This is a genomic window from Sphingomonas sp. Leaf4 (assembly GCF_920939515.1).
Lineage (GTDB): Bacteria > Pseudomonadota > Alphaproteobacteria > Sphingomonadales > Sphingomonadaceae > Sphingomonas.
The window spans coordinates 175,902-191,687 of sequence record NZ_CAKLBB010000003.1 but is presented as its reverse complement, the minus strand read 5'-3'; the positions used below and the strand labels follow the sequence as shown (position 1 = coordinate 191,687).

Here is a 15,786-nt window from a genome sequence, read left to right as displayed (position 1 = left end):
AGCAAGAGGCCGCCCATGACCGCCATCCGCCTGACCGCGCCCATGAAGGGCTGGGCCTGTTCGCTGGACGAGGTGCCCGATGCGGTGTTCGCCGGGCGCATGCTGGGCGACGGCATCGCGATCGATCCCGTCGGCACCAGCCTGCACGCACCGTGCGACGGCGAGGTGCTGACGCTCCATTCCGGCGGCCATGCGATCACGTTGCGCGGGACCGGCGGGGTCGAGCTGTTGATGCACATCGGCATCGACACGGTGCAACTGGGCGGCGCGCCGTTCACCGCGCGCGTCGCGCCGGGTGAGCGGGTGACACAGGGGCAGGTGCTGATCGAGTTCGATCTCGACGCGATCGTGTGCGCCGCGCCGTCGGTCGTCACCCCGATCCTCGTCACCAATGGCGATGCGTTCCGCATCGTCGCGCACGGCGGCGGGCGGATGGTCGAACCCGGCGACGTGGTGCTGACGCTGGAGCCGGTCGCGGCGCGCGAGGCGGTGGCGGAGACGGGCGGCGAATTGATCTCCGCCGAGGTTCGCGTGCCGATGGCGCATGGCATCCATGCCCGGCCCGCCGCCCGGATCGGCGACGTCGCCAAGGGCTTTTCGGCGACGAGCTGGCTGGCGAAGGGCGGCGCGCAGGCGACGACGCGCGGCGCGGTCGGGCTGCTCGGCCTCGGCATTCGGCATGGCGACGTGATCGAGGTCCGCGCGAGCGGCGCGGACGCGGCGCACGCGGTCGCGGCACTGGTCGCGCTGATCGAGGGCGGCATGGGCGAGGCGACGGCGCTCGACGCACCGCCGCCGGCACCGATCGCGCCCGCCCCGACACGATTGCGCGACCTGCCCGCCGGGCAGCTTGGCGGTACGCTGGCAGCGGCGGGCTATGCGATCGGCACCGCGCGCTGGCTGCGCGTCGCCGAGATCGAGGTGCCGGTCGACGGGCAGGGCATTGAGGTGGAGGCGCAGCGGCTCGAACGCGCATTGGGCGCGGTGCGGGCGCGACTGGCGGCGGCACCGGGCACCGGGGCGGGGGCGGCGATCCGCGCGGCGCATATCGCGTTCCTGGACGACGACGACCTGCGCGCCGAAGCCGATCGCGGGATCGTCGGCGGACAGGATGCGGGCCATGCGTGGCGGGGCGCGACCCGGGCACAGGCGATGGTGCTGAAAGGGCTGGGCGATCCCCGGCTGGCCGAGCGGGCCGACGATCTGCTCGACCTCGAACGGCAGGTGCTGGCCGAACTGACGGGCGCGGAGACAGCGGCGCTGGCGTTCGCGCCGGGCACGATCCTGCTCGCCGACGATCTGCTGCCATCGCAGGTGATGGCGCTCGATCCCGCCGCGGTCGTCGGCCTGGCGATCGAGCGCGGCGGGCCGACCTCGCACGTCGCGATCCTTGCCGGGACGATGGGGCTGCCCGCGCTGGTCGCGATCGGCGCGGCGTTGCAGGACGTCGCGGACGGAACGACGTTGATCCTCGATGCCGATGGCGGCGTGGTCCATGTCGATCCGCCCGAAGCCGTGCTGATGGAAGCGCGCGCCATCGCCGGGCGGCGTGCCGATGCGGCGGCGGCGGCGCTGGCAGCGGCGGGTGAGGCGTGCCGCACCGCTGACGGCGTGCGGATCGAGGCGTTCGCGAATCTCGGCTCGGTCGAGGATGCGCGGATCGCGATGGCGAACGGTGCGGAAGGATCGGGGCTGTTGCGCACCGAATTCCTGTTCCTCGAACGCGACACCGCGCCCGATGCGACCGAACAGGCGGCGCTGTACGGCGAGATTGCCGGGGTGCTCGACGGGCGACCGCTGATCGTGCGGCTGCTCGACGTCGGTGGGGACAAGCCCGCCCCCTATCTGCCGATCGCGCCGGAGGAGAATCCGGCGCTGGGGCTGCGCGGCATCCGCGTCGCGCTGGCGATGCCCGAGATCCTTGAGGCGCAGTTGCGTGGCATCCTGTCGGTCCGGCCGGTCGGGCAGTGCCGGATCATGATCCCGATGGTGGCGAGCGTTGCCGAGATCGTCGCGGTCCGCGCGGTCGTCGACCGGTTACGCGGCGAGATGGGCATCGCCGAACGGGTCGAGGTCGGCATCATGGTCGAGACGCCGGCGGCGGCGGTGACGGCGGGGACGCTTGCGGGCCATGCCGACTTCCTGTCGATCGGCACCAACGACCTGACCCAATATGCGCTGGCGATGGATCGCGGCAATCCGGCGGTCGCCGCCGGGATCGACGGGCTGCACCCCGCCGTGTTGCAGTTGATCGCGCACACCGCGCAAGGCGCGGCGCGCCATGGCCGCTGGGTCGGGGTGTGCGGCGGCCTTGCGTCCGATGGCCTCGCGGTGCCGTTGCTGATTGGCCTCGGCATCACCGAATTGTCGGCGGCACCGCGCTTCGTGCCCGAACTCAAGGCGCTGGTGCGCACCCTGTCGATCGATCGCTGCCACGCGCTGGCAACCCGCGCCCTTGCCGCCGCATCGGCGGGCGAGGTGCGCGCGATGGTTCGTGATTTCCTGAAGGAGCAAGCCGCATGAGGTCGATGATCGAACTGCTCCAGCCGATCGGCCGGGCATTGATGCTGCCGATCGCGGTGCTGCCGGTGGCCGGGCTGCTGCTGCGGCTGGGCCAGCCCGACCTGCTCGACATCGGCCTGCTGGCGGCGGCGGGCGATGCGCTGTTCGCCAATCTGGGGCTGTTGTTCGCGATCGGCGTGGCGTGCGGCATCGCCCGCGACGGCAATGGCGCGGCGTGTCTTGCCGGGGTGGTCTGCTATCTGGTCGTCAAGAACGGCGGTCCGGTATTCCTGACCGTGCCGGCCGAGGTGACGAAGGGGTTCGAGGAGGGCATCGCCGCGACACTGTCCGCCGCGTGGAAGGCCAAGGCGTTTGCCAAGCTCGACGTGCCGATCGGTATCGTCTCCGGCCTGATCGGCGGCAGCTTCTACAACCGGTTCGCCACGATCAAGGTGCCCGAATATCTCGCCTTCTTCGGCGGGCGGCGCTTTGTGCCGATCGTCAGCGGGCTGGCCGGCATCGCCATCGCCGCGATCGTGGGGCTGAGCTTCGGCGGGATCAGCACCGGGCTCGACCTGACCAGCCGTGGGCTGGTGGCGTCGGGAAGCTTCGGGCTGTTCGGCTTCGGCCTGCTCAACCGGTTGCTGCTCGTCACCGGGCTGCACCACATCCTGAACAACGTCGCGTGGTTCGTGCTGGGCGATTTCGAGGGGACGACGGGCGATCTGCGGCGCTTCTTTGCCGGCGATCCAAATGCCGGGGCGTTCATGGCCGGGTTCTTCCCCGTCATGATGTTCGGTCTGCCCGCCGCGTGCCTTGCCATGTACCGGTCGGCGTTGCCCGAACGGCGCAAGGCGGTGGGCGGCATGCTGCTCAGCCTCGCGCTCACCAGCTTCCTGACCGGCGTGACCGAGCCGATCGAATTCTCGTTCATGTTCCTCGCCCCCGTCCTCTACGGGGTCCATGCGGTGCTGACCGGCTTGTCGATGGCGGTGATGAACTGGCTGGGGGTGAAGCTCGGCTTCGGCTTTTCGGCCGGGTTGTTCGATTATGTCCTGAACTATGGCAAGGCGACGAAGCCGCTGCTGCTGCTGCCGGTCGGCCTCGTCTATTTCGCGCTGTATTACGGCGTGTTCCGCTTCTTCATCGTCCGTTTCGATCTCAAGACGCCGGGGCGCGACGCGGGCGCGCCGGTTGCCGGACCGGCGGCAGGCGGGGCCGAGACGCCGCGCGGGGCGGCCTATCTGGCGGCGCTGGGCGGCATGGCCAATCTGTCGAGCATCGGTGCCTGCACCACCCGGCTGCGGCTGCTGGTCGTCGATCAGGCGATGGTCGACGAGGCTACGTTGAAGGCGCTGGGGGCGATGGGCGTGCTGCGCCCGTCGGCGCGCGCGGTGCAGGTGATCGTCGGCCCTGTCGCCGATCAGGTCGCCGAGGAAATCCGCGAGGCGGGCAACGCCATCGGCACCGCACCGGTGACGGTTGCCGCGGTCGCTCCCGCCGCCGAACCGCCGGTCACGCTGGCGGCCGACGTGCTGGCGGCGCTGGGTGGCGCGGCGGCGGTGGCGAAGGCGACGATGCTGGCCGGCCGCATCCGCGTCGAGCTTCGCCAGCCGGTCGACGTGGGCGCGCTGGCGCGCGTGCCGGGGGTTCGCGCGGCGGTGCAGGTGGCGCCCGGTATCGTCCACCTGCTCCCGTAATCAGGCGGGGCGCAGGCTGGCCGATTTGACGACGGTGCTGCGCCCGTCGTCGCCCGCCACCGCATAGGTGAAGCCCGGCAGCAGCGCGAACGCGCCGACCTGCCCGGCGCGGTCCATCGCGAGGAAGCCGACCTGCACCCCGTCGAGCGCGGTCCCACGCAGCCGGGCGATATGTTCGACCGCCTCGCGGCAGGCGGCGGCGGGGGACAGGCCGGCGCGCATCGACGACACGACGCGCGCGGTGCCGGCGATGCGGGTGACTTCCTCGCCCAGCCCGGTCGCGGTCGCCGCGCCCACGCCACCCTCGACGAACAGTCCGCTGCCGACCTGTGGGCTGTCGCCGACCCGGCCGTGCAGCTTGAACGCCATGCCCGAGGTGGTGCAGGCCCCGGCGAGCGCGCCGTCGGGGGCGCGGGCGATCATGCCGATCGTGTCATGGTCGAGCGGCCCGCCGAGCGGGGTACGGCGGTTCTCGCTGTTCGCCTGGGGCGCGTATTTCGACGTTTGCAGCCATTTGCGCCATTCGGCCTCGGCCTCCGGCGTCAGCAGCTTTTCGGGCCGGAAGCCGTTTTCCAGCGCGAACCGGCGTGCGCCGTCGCCGACCAGAAAAGTGTGCGGCGTGCGCTCCATCACCGCGCGCGCGACCGAGATGGGGTGGGCGATGTCCTCCATCGCGGCGACCGCGCCGACATGGCCGCGATCGTCCATGATGACCGCGTCGAGCGTGACGATGCCGTCGCGGTCGGGATAGCCGCCCTTGCCGACCGAATGATTGGCCAGATCCGCCTCGGGCACCTTCGCGCCGGCTTCCAGTGCGTCGATCAGGGTGCCGCCCGCGCGGAAGCGCGCGACCGCCGCATCATTGGCCGCCACCCCGAAGTCCCAGGTCGAAGCGATGCGGAACGGTGTGGCCGCGCGCGGCCGGGCGGGAAGGGCGGCGGCGGTGCCGCCGGCGGCGAGGCCGGCGATCGCGGTGCGGCGGGTGATCGGTGGCATGGCGGTTCCTGCTTGATACGGTCGGTGCGCGACTGTGCTGGGCAGGTGCGGCGGGCGCAAGCGACAAGGCGGGATTCATCGCTTGTCCGGGGGCGATGGTTGCGCGACGATCCTGCCGTCCGCTGCCGTGGGAGGAAGCATATGCCGAGGTCGCTCTTCATCAGCCTGCCCGTCGCCGACGTCGCCCGGTCGAGCGCCTTTTATCAGGCGATCGGCATGGTGAGGGACGACCGGCTGTCGGGGCCGCATGCCGCGGCGATGATCTGGATCGATACCGTGCGGATCATGCTGCTCGAGCGCGATTTCTACGCCACGCTGGCGCACAAGCCGGTCGCCGACGCTCATGCCGCCAGCGGCGCGCTGATCGCGCTCGGCCTCGACAGCCGGGACGCGGTCGATGCGATCACGCAAGCCGCGCTCGCGGCGGGCGGGCGCGAGGTGCATGGGGCGGAGGACGAGGGCACTATGTACAGCCGCGCGTTCGAGGACCCCGACGGCCATGGCTTCGGCCCGGTATGGATGGACCCGGCAGCTTGAACCGGGTCGACCTTCCTCGCCGTACTGTCACCCCGGAACAAGTCCGGGGTGACGGAGAGGACAGTGCGTTCGACCCAAAACGCCGAGCCGCATGCCGCTCAGAGCTGAATGTCGATTGGGCCTAGACCGCGATCTCGCGCAGGACCGCGTCGAGCACGGGAATGCCGGCCGGGGTTAGCGCCAGCCGGTCGCCGTCATGGGCGAGCAGCCCCTGTCGGATCAGCGTTTCGACCCGATCGAGTTGCACGACCTCGCCGATGGTCCGTTCGCCGAGCCGGGCGATCCGGGCAAGGTCGATCCCCTCGGCCATGCGTAGCCCCATCACCAGCGCTTCGGTCACGCGCTCTTGGCGGGTCAGCGCGTCCTCGCGTTCGGTGCCGTGGCCGTTGCGCGCGACGGCGGCGATCCAGTTTTCGGGCTTGCGATGGCGCTGCGTCGCCATGCCACCGCGCCGGCCATGCGCGCCGGGGCCGATGCCGGCATAGTCGCGATAGCGCCAATAGGTGAGGTTGTGGCGGCTCTCCGCGCCCGGCCGGGCATGGTTGGATATTTCGTACAGCGGCAGGCCGGCGGTGGCGGTCATTCCTTGCGTCATCTCGAACAGGTCGGCGGCGAGGTCGACGTCGGGCAGGGTCAGTTCGCCCTTGGCGGCCAGCGTGGCGAAGCGGGTGCCGGGTTCGATCGTCAGTTGATAGAGCGAGAGATGTTCGGTGCCGAACGACAGCGCGCGGGCGAGTTCGGCCTCCCATGCCGGCAGCGAATGACCCGGGCGGGCGTAGATCAGGTCGAAGCTGACCCGCGCGAAATGGCGCTGGGCGATGGCGAGCGCGCCCAATGCCTCGTCGACGCCATGCGCCCGGCCGAGAAAGGCGAGCGCGGTATCGTCTAGCGCCTGCACGCCCAGCGACACGCGGTTGACCCCGGCGGCGGCGATCTCGGCGAAGCGCGCCGCCTCGACCGAGGAGGGATTGGCCTCCAGCGTGATCTCCAGGTCGGGCAGCGGCGGCCAGAGGCGGCAGGCGGCGTCGATGATCGCCGCGACGGTGGCGGGCGGCATCAGCGAGGGCGTGCCGCCGCCGAAGAAGATCGAGGCGAGCCGGCGTCCGGGCAGCAGCGCCGCCTCATGCGCCAGATCGGCGAGCAGCGCGCTTGCCCATGCGTCCTGATCCACCCGCTCGCGGACATGGCTGTTGAAGTCGCAATAGGGGCATTTCGACACGCAGAACGGCCAGTGGACGTAGAGCGCGAGTGGCGGTTGGTCGGCAGACATGCGTGCCCCATATGGGGCGTATGCGTGGGATACAAATATTGACGGCGGCGCTGCTGCTGGGGGGATGTTCGGCGGTGCCGGCGAGCGGCCCCGAACGGGTGGTCGAACCGCGCGCGTTCGATGGTGTCGCGCCACGCGGCGCGGCGCTGCTGCGACAGGCGATGGAAGCGGGCCACCGTGCCGCGCGCGCCGAGGCGGGGTTGCCGCCGCTGGTGTGGGACCCGGCGCTGGCGGCCGATGCCAAGCGCTATGCCAGCGAGATGGCGCGGACGGGAAAGTTCGAGCATTCGCCACAGCCGCGCGGGACGCCCGAACAGGGCGAGAACCTGTGGACCGGCACGCGCGGCGCCTATCGCTACGACGAGATGGTGGGGCATTGGGTGGCGGAGAAGCGCTATTATCTGCCGGTCGCGGTGCCGGCGTCGTCGAACACCGGCAATTTCGGCGACGTGGCGCACTATACCCAGATCCTGTGGCGCACGACGCAGCGCTATGGCTGCGCCGAGGCGAGCAATGCGAAGGACGATTTCATCGCCTGCCGTTACGTGCCCGCCGGCAATATCGTCGGTCAGCGGGCGTTCTAGGGCGGGTCGACATTCAACCCAATCTGCTCCCCTCCCTGACAAGGGAGGGGTTGGGGGTGGGTTGGCCGGTTGTGGAGCGCGTACGTTTCCTTAGCAGCCGACCCACCCCCGGCCCCTCCCTTGTCAGGGAGGGGAGGCACCTGAGCCGCCGTCCGGCTGAATGTCGATCGGTCCTAGGGCGGTTCGACCCCTTTGCCGCTATCGTCACCCCGGAACAGGTCCGGGGTGACGATGGAACCTTGATCGGTTCCGAGCAGCGTTACTCGCCGTCCTTCATGTCCTCGCGTGCGCCGGCGACGATCTTGGCGGCGATGTGGCGGACCTTGTCGTCGTTCTTGTCCTCGCCGTGCGACGGGTCGCCGAGCTTGTCGAGGCTGAGGTCGAGCGAGTCGAGCAGGCCGGGCAGTCGCCGTTCGACATAGCGCATCGTCCAGAACAGCAGATGTTCGACCGCGATTTCGCGGTGGCGGATCTTCACGGTTTCATCACTCACATCAGGCTCCCTGTCGGCTGCCGGGATCAATGCCCCGGCAGCCCCGGCCGTTCCGTCAGAATACCGCGCGTACCAGTTGCGCGAACGCATCGGCACGGTGGCTGATCGCATGTTTATGGTCGGGATCGATCTCGCCATAGGTCTGCGCCATGCCGTCGGCCTGGAACATCGCGTCATAGCCAAAGCCGTTGGCGCCGCGCGGTGGCGATACCAATGTGCCGTCGACCCGCCCCTCGAACCATTCGACATGGCCGTCGGGCCACGCCAGTGCCAGCGCGCAGACGAAATGCGCGGCGCGGCTGTGATCGGGACCGGTCGCCTGCATCCGTTCCTCGACCAGCCGCATCGCCGCGTCGAAATCCTTCGACGGCCCGGCCCAGCGCGCCGAGAAGATGCCCGGATCGCCGCCCAGCGCCTCGACGCACAGGCCGCTGTCGTCGGCCAGCGCGGGCAGGCCCGACAGGTCGGCCGCCTGCAACGCCTTCAACTCGGCATTGGCGACGAAGGTCGTGCCGGTCTCTTCCGGCTCGGGCAGGTCGAGTTCGCCCGCCGAAATCGGCGTCACGCCGTACGGGCCGAGCAGCGCCGCGATCTCACGGATCTTGCCCGGGTTATGGCTGGCGATGACGAGCTTGCCGGGGGCAAGCTTGCGGATCGCCTGGGGGTCCTTGCCCTCGCCGCTCACCGGCCGGTTGCCCGGAGCTGTTCGGCGAAGATTCGGCCGCAACCGATGCGGGCGAGGCGGAGAAGGCGGAGCAATGCTTCCTCGTCGTAGCAGGCGCCTTCGGCGGTCGCCTGCACCTCGGCGATGTTGTTGTCGCTGGTCAGCACGAAATTGGCGTCGGCGTCGGCGGCCGAATCCTCGATATAGTCGAGGTCGAGCACCGGCGTGCCATTGTGGATGCCGCAACTGATCGCCGCGACCTGCCGGCTGATCGGATCGACGCTCAGCTTGCCCTCGCGCAGCAGCCCGTCGACCGCGAGCCGCAGTGCCACCCATGCGCCCGAGATCGCGGCGGTGCGGGTGCCGCCATCGGCCTGCAATACGTCGCAATCGAGCGTGATCTGCCGCTCGCCCAGCGCCTTCAGGTCGACCACCGCTCGAAGGGAACGCCCGATCAGCCGCTGGATTTCCTGCGTCCGGCCCGACTGCTTGCCCTTGGCTGCCTCACGGCTGCCGCGGGTGTGGGTGGCGCGCGGCAGCATGCCATATTCGGCGGTGATCCAGCCCTCGCCCTTACCGCGCAGCCATGGCGGCAGGCGCTCCTCGACCGACGCCGTCACCAGCACGCGGGTGTCGCCGAAGCCGATCAGGCACGACCCTTCGGCATGGCGGGTATAGCCGGTCTGGATCGTGATGGGGCGCATTTCGTCGGGGGTGCGGCCGGAGGGGCGCATGGGATTCTCCTGGAAAACTTGGCGACATGCCCTAGCGGTCCGTTCATCCCCGCGCCAGTCACGCCGCGGTATCGACGATACGCGCGCGAAACGATGCGCCAACGGGAGGACGACCATGAAGATCATCGCCTTGGGACTGGTGCCGCTGCTGGGCGGCTGCGTGATGGCGATCGGCAATACCGAGGGGGGCAAGCCGGTCGCGATCGAGCGTGAGACGATCAGTTACGAAACCTCGCCGTGTTTTGGCACCTGTCCGGTCTATATGGTGACGATCCAGCCCGACGGGCGCGGCACCTTCGAGGGCAAGCGCTTCACCGCCGTCAGTGGCGTGCGATCGTTCCAGGCGACGCCCGCGCAATATCGCGCCTTCGCCGCCAAGCTCCAGCCCTATCGTCCGGCGCAGGGCGACCGGCTGCTGCAACCGGGCCAGCCGGGATGCGGCAATGCGCCGACCGACATGCCCTCGGTCGAGGTGCGGTGGAGCGAACTCAGCGGCGCATCGCAGAAACTGTCCTATTATTACGGCTGTGGTGCTGCCGACGGCGGCCGGACCGGCGAGGCGTTGCGCGGCGCGATCAGCGAACTGCCGGTCGCGAGCTATATCAAGGCCGGTTGATCGGTGGGGGGAGACTTGGAATCCGTTTGAAAACGCGTCGATGCGCGTTTTGCGGTGCCGGCCCGCTCCCCCTCCCGGTCACCCACAGCGTATCCTTGATGGGTGGTCGGGTGGGGGAGCGGGCCGGCACCGCCTCGAAACTCGCCCTTCCGCGAGTTTTCAAACAGCCTGTTAAGGGTTCCGCCGCCGCGATCTTCCCCCTACATTCAGGGCATGGCCCAGCCGATCCACGAACTGACCGACCGGGCGCGCGACGTGTTTCGGATCGTCGTCGATTCCTATCTGTCTACGGGCACGCCGGTGGGATCGCGCACCATCGCGCAACTGTCGGGGCTGAACCTGTCGCCAGCCTCGATTCGCGGCGTGATGCAGGATCTTGAGGAAGCCGGGCTGCTCGCAGCACCACATGTCAGCGCCGGGCGGATGCCGACCGAGAGCGGGCTGCGCCTGTTCGTCGACGGCATGATGCACGCGATGGAGCCGTCGGCGCAGGAACGCGCCGCGCTCTCCGCGCAGGTCCAGAGTGCCGGGCCGGTCGAGGAAGCGCTCGCCGCCACCGCGACCGCGCTGTCCGGCCTGTCGGCCAGCGCTGGCCTCGTGCTGGTGCCCAAGCGCGAGCCGGTGTTGCGGCAGGTGTCGTTCGTGCCGCTGTCGGCCGATCGCGCGCTGGCCATCTTGGTCGGGGCGGACGGATCGGTCGAGAATCGCGTGGTCGATCTTGTCCCCGGCACCGGTTCGGCGGCGCTGGCCGAGGCGGCCAATTACCTGACCGCCCGCCTGTCGGGCATGACGTTGGGGGAGGCGCGCGCGCGCATCCTTGCCGAGATCGGGCAGGAGCGCGCCGAACTGGATGCCACCGCGCGCGTGCTGATCGAACGTGGGTTGGCGGTATGGAGCGAGGACGGCGGCCACCGCCCGGTGCTGATCGTGCGCGGGCAGGCGCGGCTGCTCGACGAGGCGGCGTCGAGCGATCTCGACCGGGTGCGGCAGTTGCTCGACGAGCTGGAGGGCAAGGAGGAGATCGCCCGGCTGCTCGAATCGGCACAGGGCGGCGATGCTGCGCGTATTTTTATCGGGTCGGAAAACAAGCTGTTCGCATTGACCGGATCGTCGGTGATCGCCAAGCCGGTGCGCGCGCTCGACGGGCGCGTGGTCGGCGTGGTGGGGGTGATCGGCCCCGTCCGGTTGAACTATGCGCGTGTCGTGCCCATGGTGGATTTTACTGCCGCGACGCTGGCGCGGCTTCTTGGTTGATGAGTAAGAAGAGAGTGGAATGACCGATACTCCCGCGAACGACGATACCGCCGACCTGCGCGAAGCCACCGCCGAGGCCGCGCCCGAAGTCGCCGAGGCGGATCGTGCCGCCGAGCTGGAAGCGAAGCTGGCCGATGCGCAGGCCGAGGTGCTCTATGCCCGTGCCGATCTGCAGAACGTCCGCCGCCGCGCCGAAAAGGAAGTGGCCGATGCCCGCGCCTATGCCGCGACCGCCTTTTCGCGCGACATCCTGTCGGTCGCCGACAATCTCGCCCGCGCGCTGTCGGCGATCCCCGACGATCTGCGCGGCGAGGAGCGGATGAAGGGCCTCGTCACCGGGCTGGAAGCGACCGGCCGCGAGCTGGAGAGCGTGTTCAGCCGCCATGGCATCACGAAGATGAACGCGGTCGGCGAGTCGCTCGATCCGAACCGCCACCAGGCGATGTTCGAGGTGCCGTCGAAGGATGCCGCCCCCGGCACCGTCGTGCAGGAAATCCAGACCGGCTACATGATCCGCGACCGGTTGCTGCGCCCAGCGCTGGTCGGCGTGGCCAAGGCGCCGGAGGGCGACGCCTGACCGACCCCGCCCCGACCGATCTGGCGACGCCGCCGCGCTTCGAACGGATTCCCGATCCCCAGGCGATCGCGAATCCGCAGGCGCTGGCGGCGGCACTGGCGGCGATCCCCGACGACAGCGACCGTGCGGCATTGCGCCGCGCGGCGACCGCCGTGCTGCGCGACGCGCTGGCACGCGGCCGCGCCGAGATCGAACGGCGCTTTCGCGACCGGCCGGGTCACGGGCTGGAAACGGCGGCGGCCTATGCGTGGCTGACCGACGTCATCCTTCTGGCGCTGTCGGAGGTGATCGTCGGCCGGGTCCATCCCAACCCCAACCCGACCGCCGCCGAGCGGATGACGCTGATCGCGGTCGGCGGCTATGGCCGGGGTGAGATGGCCCCGCATTCGGACGTCGACATCGGCGTGCTGACCCCGTGGAAGCAGACGCCATGGTCCGAACAGGTCATCGAATCGCTGCTCTACGCGCTATGGGATCTGGGGCTGAAGGTCGGCCATTCGTCGCGCTCGCTCGACGAGATGGTGCGCCAGGCCAAGGGCGACGCGACGGTGCGCACCGCACTGGTCGAGGCGCGCTATGTCTGGGGCGACACCGCGCTCTATGCCGAGGCGGCGCGCCGCTTCAAGGCGGAGGTGCAGGAAGGGACCGCGCGGACCTTCATCGCCGAGAAGCTGTCCGAACGCGACGCGCGGCACAAGCGGATGGGCGACACCCGCTATGTCGTCGAACCCAATGTGAAGGAGGGGAAGGGCGGCCTGCGCGACCTTCACGCGCTCTTCTGGATCGGCAAATACGCCTATAACGTCCGCCGCGCCGCCGATCTGGTACACGCCGGGTTGCTGAGCGCGCCCGAGCTGCGCAAGTTCAATCGCGCCGAGGATTTCCTGTGGGCGGTGCGCTGTCACCTCCACCTCATCACCGGGCGGGCCGAGGAGCGGCTGACCTTCGACGTGCAGACCGAGATCGCGACGCGGATGCGCTACAGCGACCGGGTCGGCAAATCGCGGGTCGAACGGTTCATGCAGTTCTACTTCCTGCAGGCCAAGCGGGTCGGCGACCTGACCGGCATGTTCCTCAGCCATCTCGACGAAACCTATGCCGCGCGCGGCAGCCGGTTCGGCCTGCCCCGGTTGCGGCGGCGGCCGCGCCGGCTGCATGGCTTCGTGCTCGATCGCGGGCGCCTCGCGCTGCCCAAGGACAATTTCTTCGCCGAGGACCCGGTCCGGCTGATCGAGATCTTCGCGCTGGCCGATCTCCACAGCCTCGAAATCCATCCGCTGGCGATGCGCGCGGCGTCGCGCGATGCCCGCCTCGCGGGGCACGTCCGCTCACATCCGCGCGCCAACCAGTTGTTCCTCGACGTGCTGACCTCCCCGCGCGATCCCGAGCTGGTGCTGCGCTGGATGAACGAGGCGGGGGTGTTCGGCCGGTTCATTCCCGATTTCGGCCGCATCGTCGCGCAGATGCAGTTCGACATGTACCACCACTATACGGTGGACGAGCATACCATCCGCATGATCGGGCTGTTGTCGCAGGTCGAGCGCGGCATCTGTCGCGACGAGCACCCGCTCGCCACCGCGCTGTTCGGCGGGATCGTGCAGCGGCGCGCGCTGTTCGTCGCGGTGCTGTGCCACGACATCGCCAAGGGGCGCGGCGGCGACCATTCGATCCTCGGCGCCGAAGTCGCCGAGCGGCTGTGCCCGCGCCTGGGGCTCACCCCGGCCGAAACCGAGACGGTCGCATGGCTGGTGCGCCACCACCTGCTGATGTCGGCCACCGCGTTCAAGCGCGACTTGAGCGATTTCAAGACGATCCTCGACTTTACCGGCGTGGTGCAGTCGCCGCAGCGGCTGCGCATGCTGCTGGTGCTGACCGTCGTCGATATTCGCGCGGTCGGGCCGGGGACGTGGAACGGGTGGAAGCGCCAGTTGCTCACCACCCTGTTCGAAACGGCGGAAGAGGTCCTGCGCCTCGGCCACAAGCAGCGTGGCCGCGACGAGCGCATCGCCGAGAAGCAGGAGACGCTGCGCGCGGCGCTCGGCTGGGACCGCGAGACGCTGGCCGCCTATGTCCGCCACCTGCCGCCGGCCTATTGGATCGCCGAGCCCGACGACGTGATCGTCGCCAACGCACGGATGGTCGATCACGCCGGCGACATCCGCCTGTCGATCGAAACCAGCGTCGACGAGGATCGCGGCGCGACGCTGGTGACGGTCCATGCCGCCGATCACCCCGGGCTGTTCTATCGCATCGCCGGGGCGATCCATGCGGCCGGCGGCAACATCATCGACGCGCGTATCCACACCACCCGCACCGGCATGGCGCTCGACAATTTCCTCGTCCAGAATCCGCTGGGCGGGCCGTTCGACGAGGCGGGGCAGCTCGAACGGTTGAAGAAGACGATCGGCGACGCGCTCGCCAACCGGATGAAGCTGGGCGACCGGCTGGCCGCCAAGCCGCTGTCGCGGCCGCGCGCCGAAGCGTTCCCGATCGAGCCGAACGTGCTGATCGACAATGCCGCATCGAACCGCTTCACCGTGATCGAGGTGAATGCCCGCGACCGGCCGGCGCTGCTCCACCATCTGGCGCAGGCGCTGTTCCAGTCGAAGGTCACGCTGCATTCGGCGCATGTCGCGACCTATGGCGAACGCGCGGTCGACACCTTTTACGTCACCGATCTGACCGGCGACCGGATCACCGGGCAGTTGCGGCTGAAATCGCTGGAGCGGCGGATGCTCGACGCGGCGGCGGGCAAGGAGTTCGCGGGCTTCGTTTAATCCCTTGCGGATCGATGGGGATTGGGGCAGCATCCGGCCATGGACCTGCCGTTCCTGCTGCTGATCGCAGTCATCGCCGTGGTGCTGGCCACCGCCTTCATCGCATCTTGGATTCATCGCGACCGGCCCCGCCGTGCAGCCAGCGGCGGCGACTGGTTCGTCTCCGACGGCGCATGGAGCGACGGGGGCAACGGCGGATCGTCGGATTGCGGCGGCAGCGACGGCGGAGGCTGCGGGGGCGGCGACTGAGCCACCCCCGGCCGGGGTCATTGCTTGTAGGCGACGAAGCGGGCCGTCGTGCCCTGCTTCAGATTGGTCGATTCGACGTTCATCTTCTTGCCGTCCGGCGTAACCGTCACGATCATCCGGCTGTCCGCCTTGCCGCCGATCGACGAATCGAGCTGGACCGCATGGGCACCGAGCCGCCTGGCCGCGATCATCCGCCCGGCGATGTCGCCCTCGACCTTGACCGGTGGGCCACCGAACGTCGCGACATAGTGCGATCCGGTGCCGTCGGCGAACGAGAAACGATCGCCCTCCAGCCGCATCGTCACCGTCATCGTGTTGTCGGACCCCTTGTCGAACGAGGTCGTGACCCAGCTTCCGCCCAGCACATGCGATCCGGGCGCGCCCGCCGCGCTCCGCCGTGCGGTGCTGCGATAGATGGCGGGCTGGCCATTGGCGGTGGCAAGGTCGGTATCGACCGAGGTCAGCGTCTTGCCATCGGCGGACACGCTGATCCGGTCGGTTTCGACCAGTCGCCCGCCCTTGCGATAGTGGAATTCGACGGTGCGCGGATCGATCTGTTTCAGCGCGGCTTCGTCGAAATAGTTCTGGCCGGCGACGCGGTGGAAGCTTCCGTCGGCGGGAATGCCCCATGGCGTGCTGCAACTGACACAGCGATAGCCGGTCTTGTTCAGCGTCAGGACCCACGGCTTCGTCGGAATCTGGGTGCTGCCCAGATCGACCCGCCACCGTCCGTCGAACACGCTTTGCGCCGATGCCGCCGCGGGAAGAACGATCGCCGCCAATGCGACGCCCAAACCAAGATGCCTCATGCAATCCTCCGAGATTGCGGCCAG

General features: G+C 69.4%; 15 protein-coding genes. 9 read left to right on the top strand and 6 right to left on the bottom strand.

The window, feature by feature from the left end:
* Nucleotides 1-15: 15 nt before the first annotated feature.
* A complete protein-coding gene (ptsP, locus tag LRA89_RS05640; protein WP_230769360.1) occupies nucleotides 16-2,523 on the top strand; it encodes a phosphoenolpyruvate--protein phosphotransferase in 2,508 nt (835 codons plus the stop codon).
* A complete protein-coding gene (nagE, locus tag LRA89_RS05635; RefSeq protein WP_230769359.1) occupies nucleotides 2,520-4,202 on the top strand; it encodes an N-acetylglucosamine-specific PTS transporter subunit IIBC in 1,683 nt (560 codons plus the stop codon). Before ptsP ends, nagE begins: the two co-directional genes overlap by 4 nt.
* On the opposite strand, the gene LRA89_RS05630 is transcribed toward nagE, so the two are convergent.
* Complete coding sequence (locus tag LRA89_RS05630) at nucleotides 4,203-5,198, bottom strand: N(4)-(beta-N-acetylglucosaminyl)-L-asparaginase (RefSeq protein WP_230769358.1); 996 nt, start codon at nucleotides 5,196-5,198, stop codon at nucleotides 4,203-4,205.
* A gap of 141 nt (nucleotides 5,199-5,339) precedes the next feature.
* Between LRA89_RS05630 and LRA89_RS05625 the strand changes: the two genes are divergently transcribed.
* Complete coding sequence (locus LRA89_RS05625) at nucleotides 5,340-5,735, top strand: VOC family protein (RefSeq protein ID WP_230769357.1); 396 nt, start codon at nucleotides 5,340-5,342, stop codon at nucleotides 5,733-5,735.
* 121 nt (nucleotides 5,736-5,856) lie between these two features.
* Here the strand turns inward: LRA89_RS05625 and hemW are convergent, their stop codons facing one another.
* Nucleotides 5,857-7,005 carry a radical SAM family heme chaperone HemW gene (gene hemW, locus LRA89_RS05620; RefSeq protein WP_230769356.1) on the bottom strand — a complete coding sequence of 383 codons (1,149 nt, stop codon included), beginning with the start codon at nucleotides 7,003-7,005 and terminating at the stop codon, nucleotides 5,857-5,859.
* A 20-nt stretch (nucleotides 7,006-7,025) separates the two neighbouring features.
* Between hemW and LRA89_RS05615 the strand changes: the two genes are divergently transcribed.
* A complete protein-coding gene (locus tag LRA89_RS05615) occupies nucleotides 7,026-7,589 on the top strand; it encodes a CAP domain-containing protein (RefSeq protein WP_230769355.1) in 564 nt (187 codons plus the stop codon).
* A 259-nt stretch (nucleotides 7,590-7,848) separates the two neighbouring features.
* Here the strand turns inward: LRA89_RS05615 and LRA89_RS05610 are convergent, their stop codons facing one another.
* From LRA89_RS05610 to rph, 3 genes are read right to left on the bottom strand one after another with little or no spacing between them, the layout of a single operon-like run.
* Nucleotides 7,849-8,082 (bottom strand): hypothetical protein, encoded by a 234-nt coding sequence (locus LRA89_RS05610; protein ID WP_200909810.1) that lies wholly within the window; start codon nucleotides 8,080-8,082, stop codon nucleotides 7,849-7,851.
* Between the two features lie 55 nt (nucleotides 8,083-8,137).
* On the bottom strand, nucleotides 8,138-8,767 hold the full coding sequence (gene rdgB / locus LRA89_RS05605) for an RdgB/HAM1 family non-canonical purine NTP pyrophosphatase (protein WP_230769354.1): 630 nt from the start codon (nucleotides 8,765-8,767) through the stop codon (nucleotides 8,138-8,140).
* Nucleotides 8,764-9,480 (bottom strand): ribonuclease PH, encoded by a 717-nt coding sequence (gene rph, locus LRA89_RS05600; protein ID WP_056495808.1) that lies wholly within the window; start codon nucleotides 9,478-9,480, stop codon nucleotides 8,764-8,766. Before rph ends, rdgB begins: the two co-directional genes overlap by 4 nt.
* Nucleotides 9,481-9,595: 115 nt before the next feature.
* Here rph and LRA89_RS05595 point away from each other — a divergent pair, with 115 nt between their 5' ends.
* The 5 genes from LRA89_RS05595 to LRA89_RS05575 all read left to right on the top strand — a co-directional run bounded on the left by LRA89_RS05595 (nucleotide 9,596) and on the right by LRA89_RS05575 (nucleotide 14,953).
* Nucleotides 9,596-10,096, top strand: coding sequence for a DUF6438 domain-containing protein (locus tag LRA89_RS05595; RefSeq protein WP_230769353.1), 501 nt, complete (start codon nucleotides 9,596-9,598; stop codon nucleotides 10,094-10,096).
* 213 nt (nucleotides 10,097-10,309) lie between these two features.
* A complete protein-coding gene (hrcA, locus tag LRA89_RS05590) occupies nucleotides 10,310-11,350 on the top strand; it encodes a heat-inducible transcriptional repressor HrcA (RefSeq protein ID WP_230769352.1) in 1,041 nt (346 codons plus the stop codon).
* Between the two features lie 19 nt (nucleotides 11,351-11,369).
* Complete coding sequence (gene grpE / locus LRA89_RS05585) at nucleotides 11,370-11,927, top strand: nucleotide exchange factor GrpE (RefSeq protein ID WP_055760972.1); 558 nt, start codon at nucleotides 11,370-11,372, stop codon at nucleotides 11,925-11,927.
* Nucleotides 11,928-11,947: 20 nt separating this feature from the next.
* On the top strand, nucleotides 11,948-14,704 hold the full coding sequence (locus LRA89_RS05580) for a [protein-PII] uridylyltransferase (RefSeq protein ID WP_230769481.1): 2,757 nt from the start codon (nucleotides 11,948-11,950) through the stop codon (nucleotides 14,702-14,704).
* A gap of 39 nt (nucleotides 14,705-14,743) precedes the next feature.
* Nucleotides 14,744-14,953, top strand: a complete 210-nt coding sequence (locus LRA89_RS05575; protein WP_230769351.1) for a hypothetical protein — start codon at nucleotides 14,744-14,746, stop codon at nucleotides 14,951-14,953.
* A 17-nt stretch (nucleotides 14,954-14,970) separates the two neighbouring features.
* Here LRA89_RS05575 and LRA89_RS05570 read toward each other — a convergent pair whose 3' ends face one another.
* On the bottom strand, nucleotides 14,971-15,762 hold the full coding sequence (locus tag LRA89_RS05570) for a hypothetical protein (RefSeq protein WP_230769350.1): 792 nt from the start codon (nucleotides 15,760-15,762) through the stop codon (nucleotides 14,971-14,973).
* Between the last annotated feature and the right edge of the window lie 24 nt (nucleotides 15,763-15,786).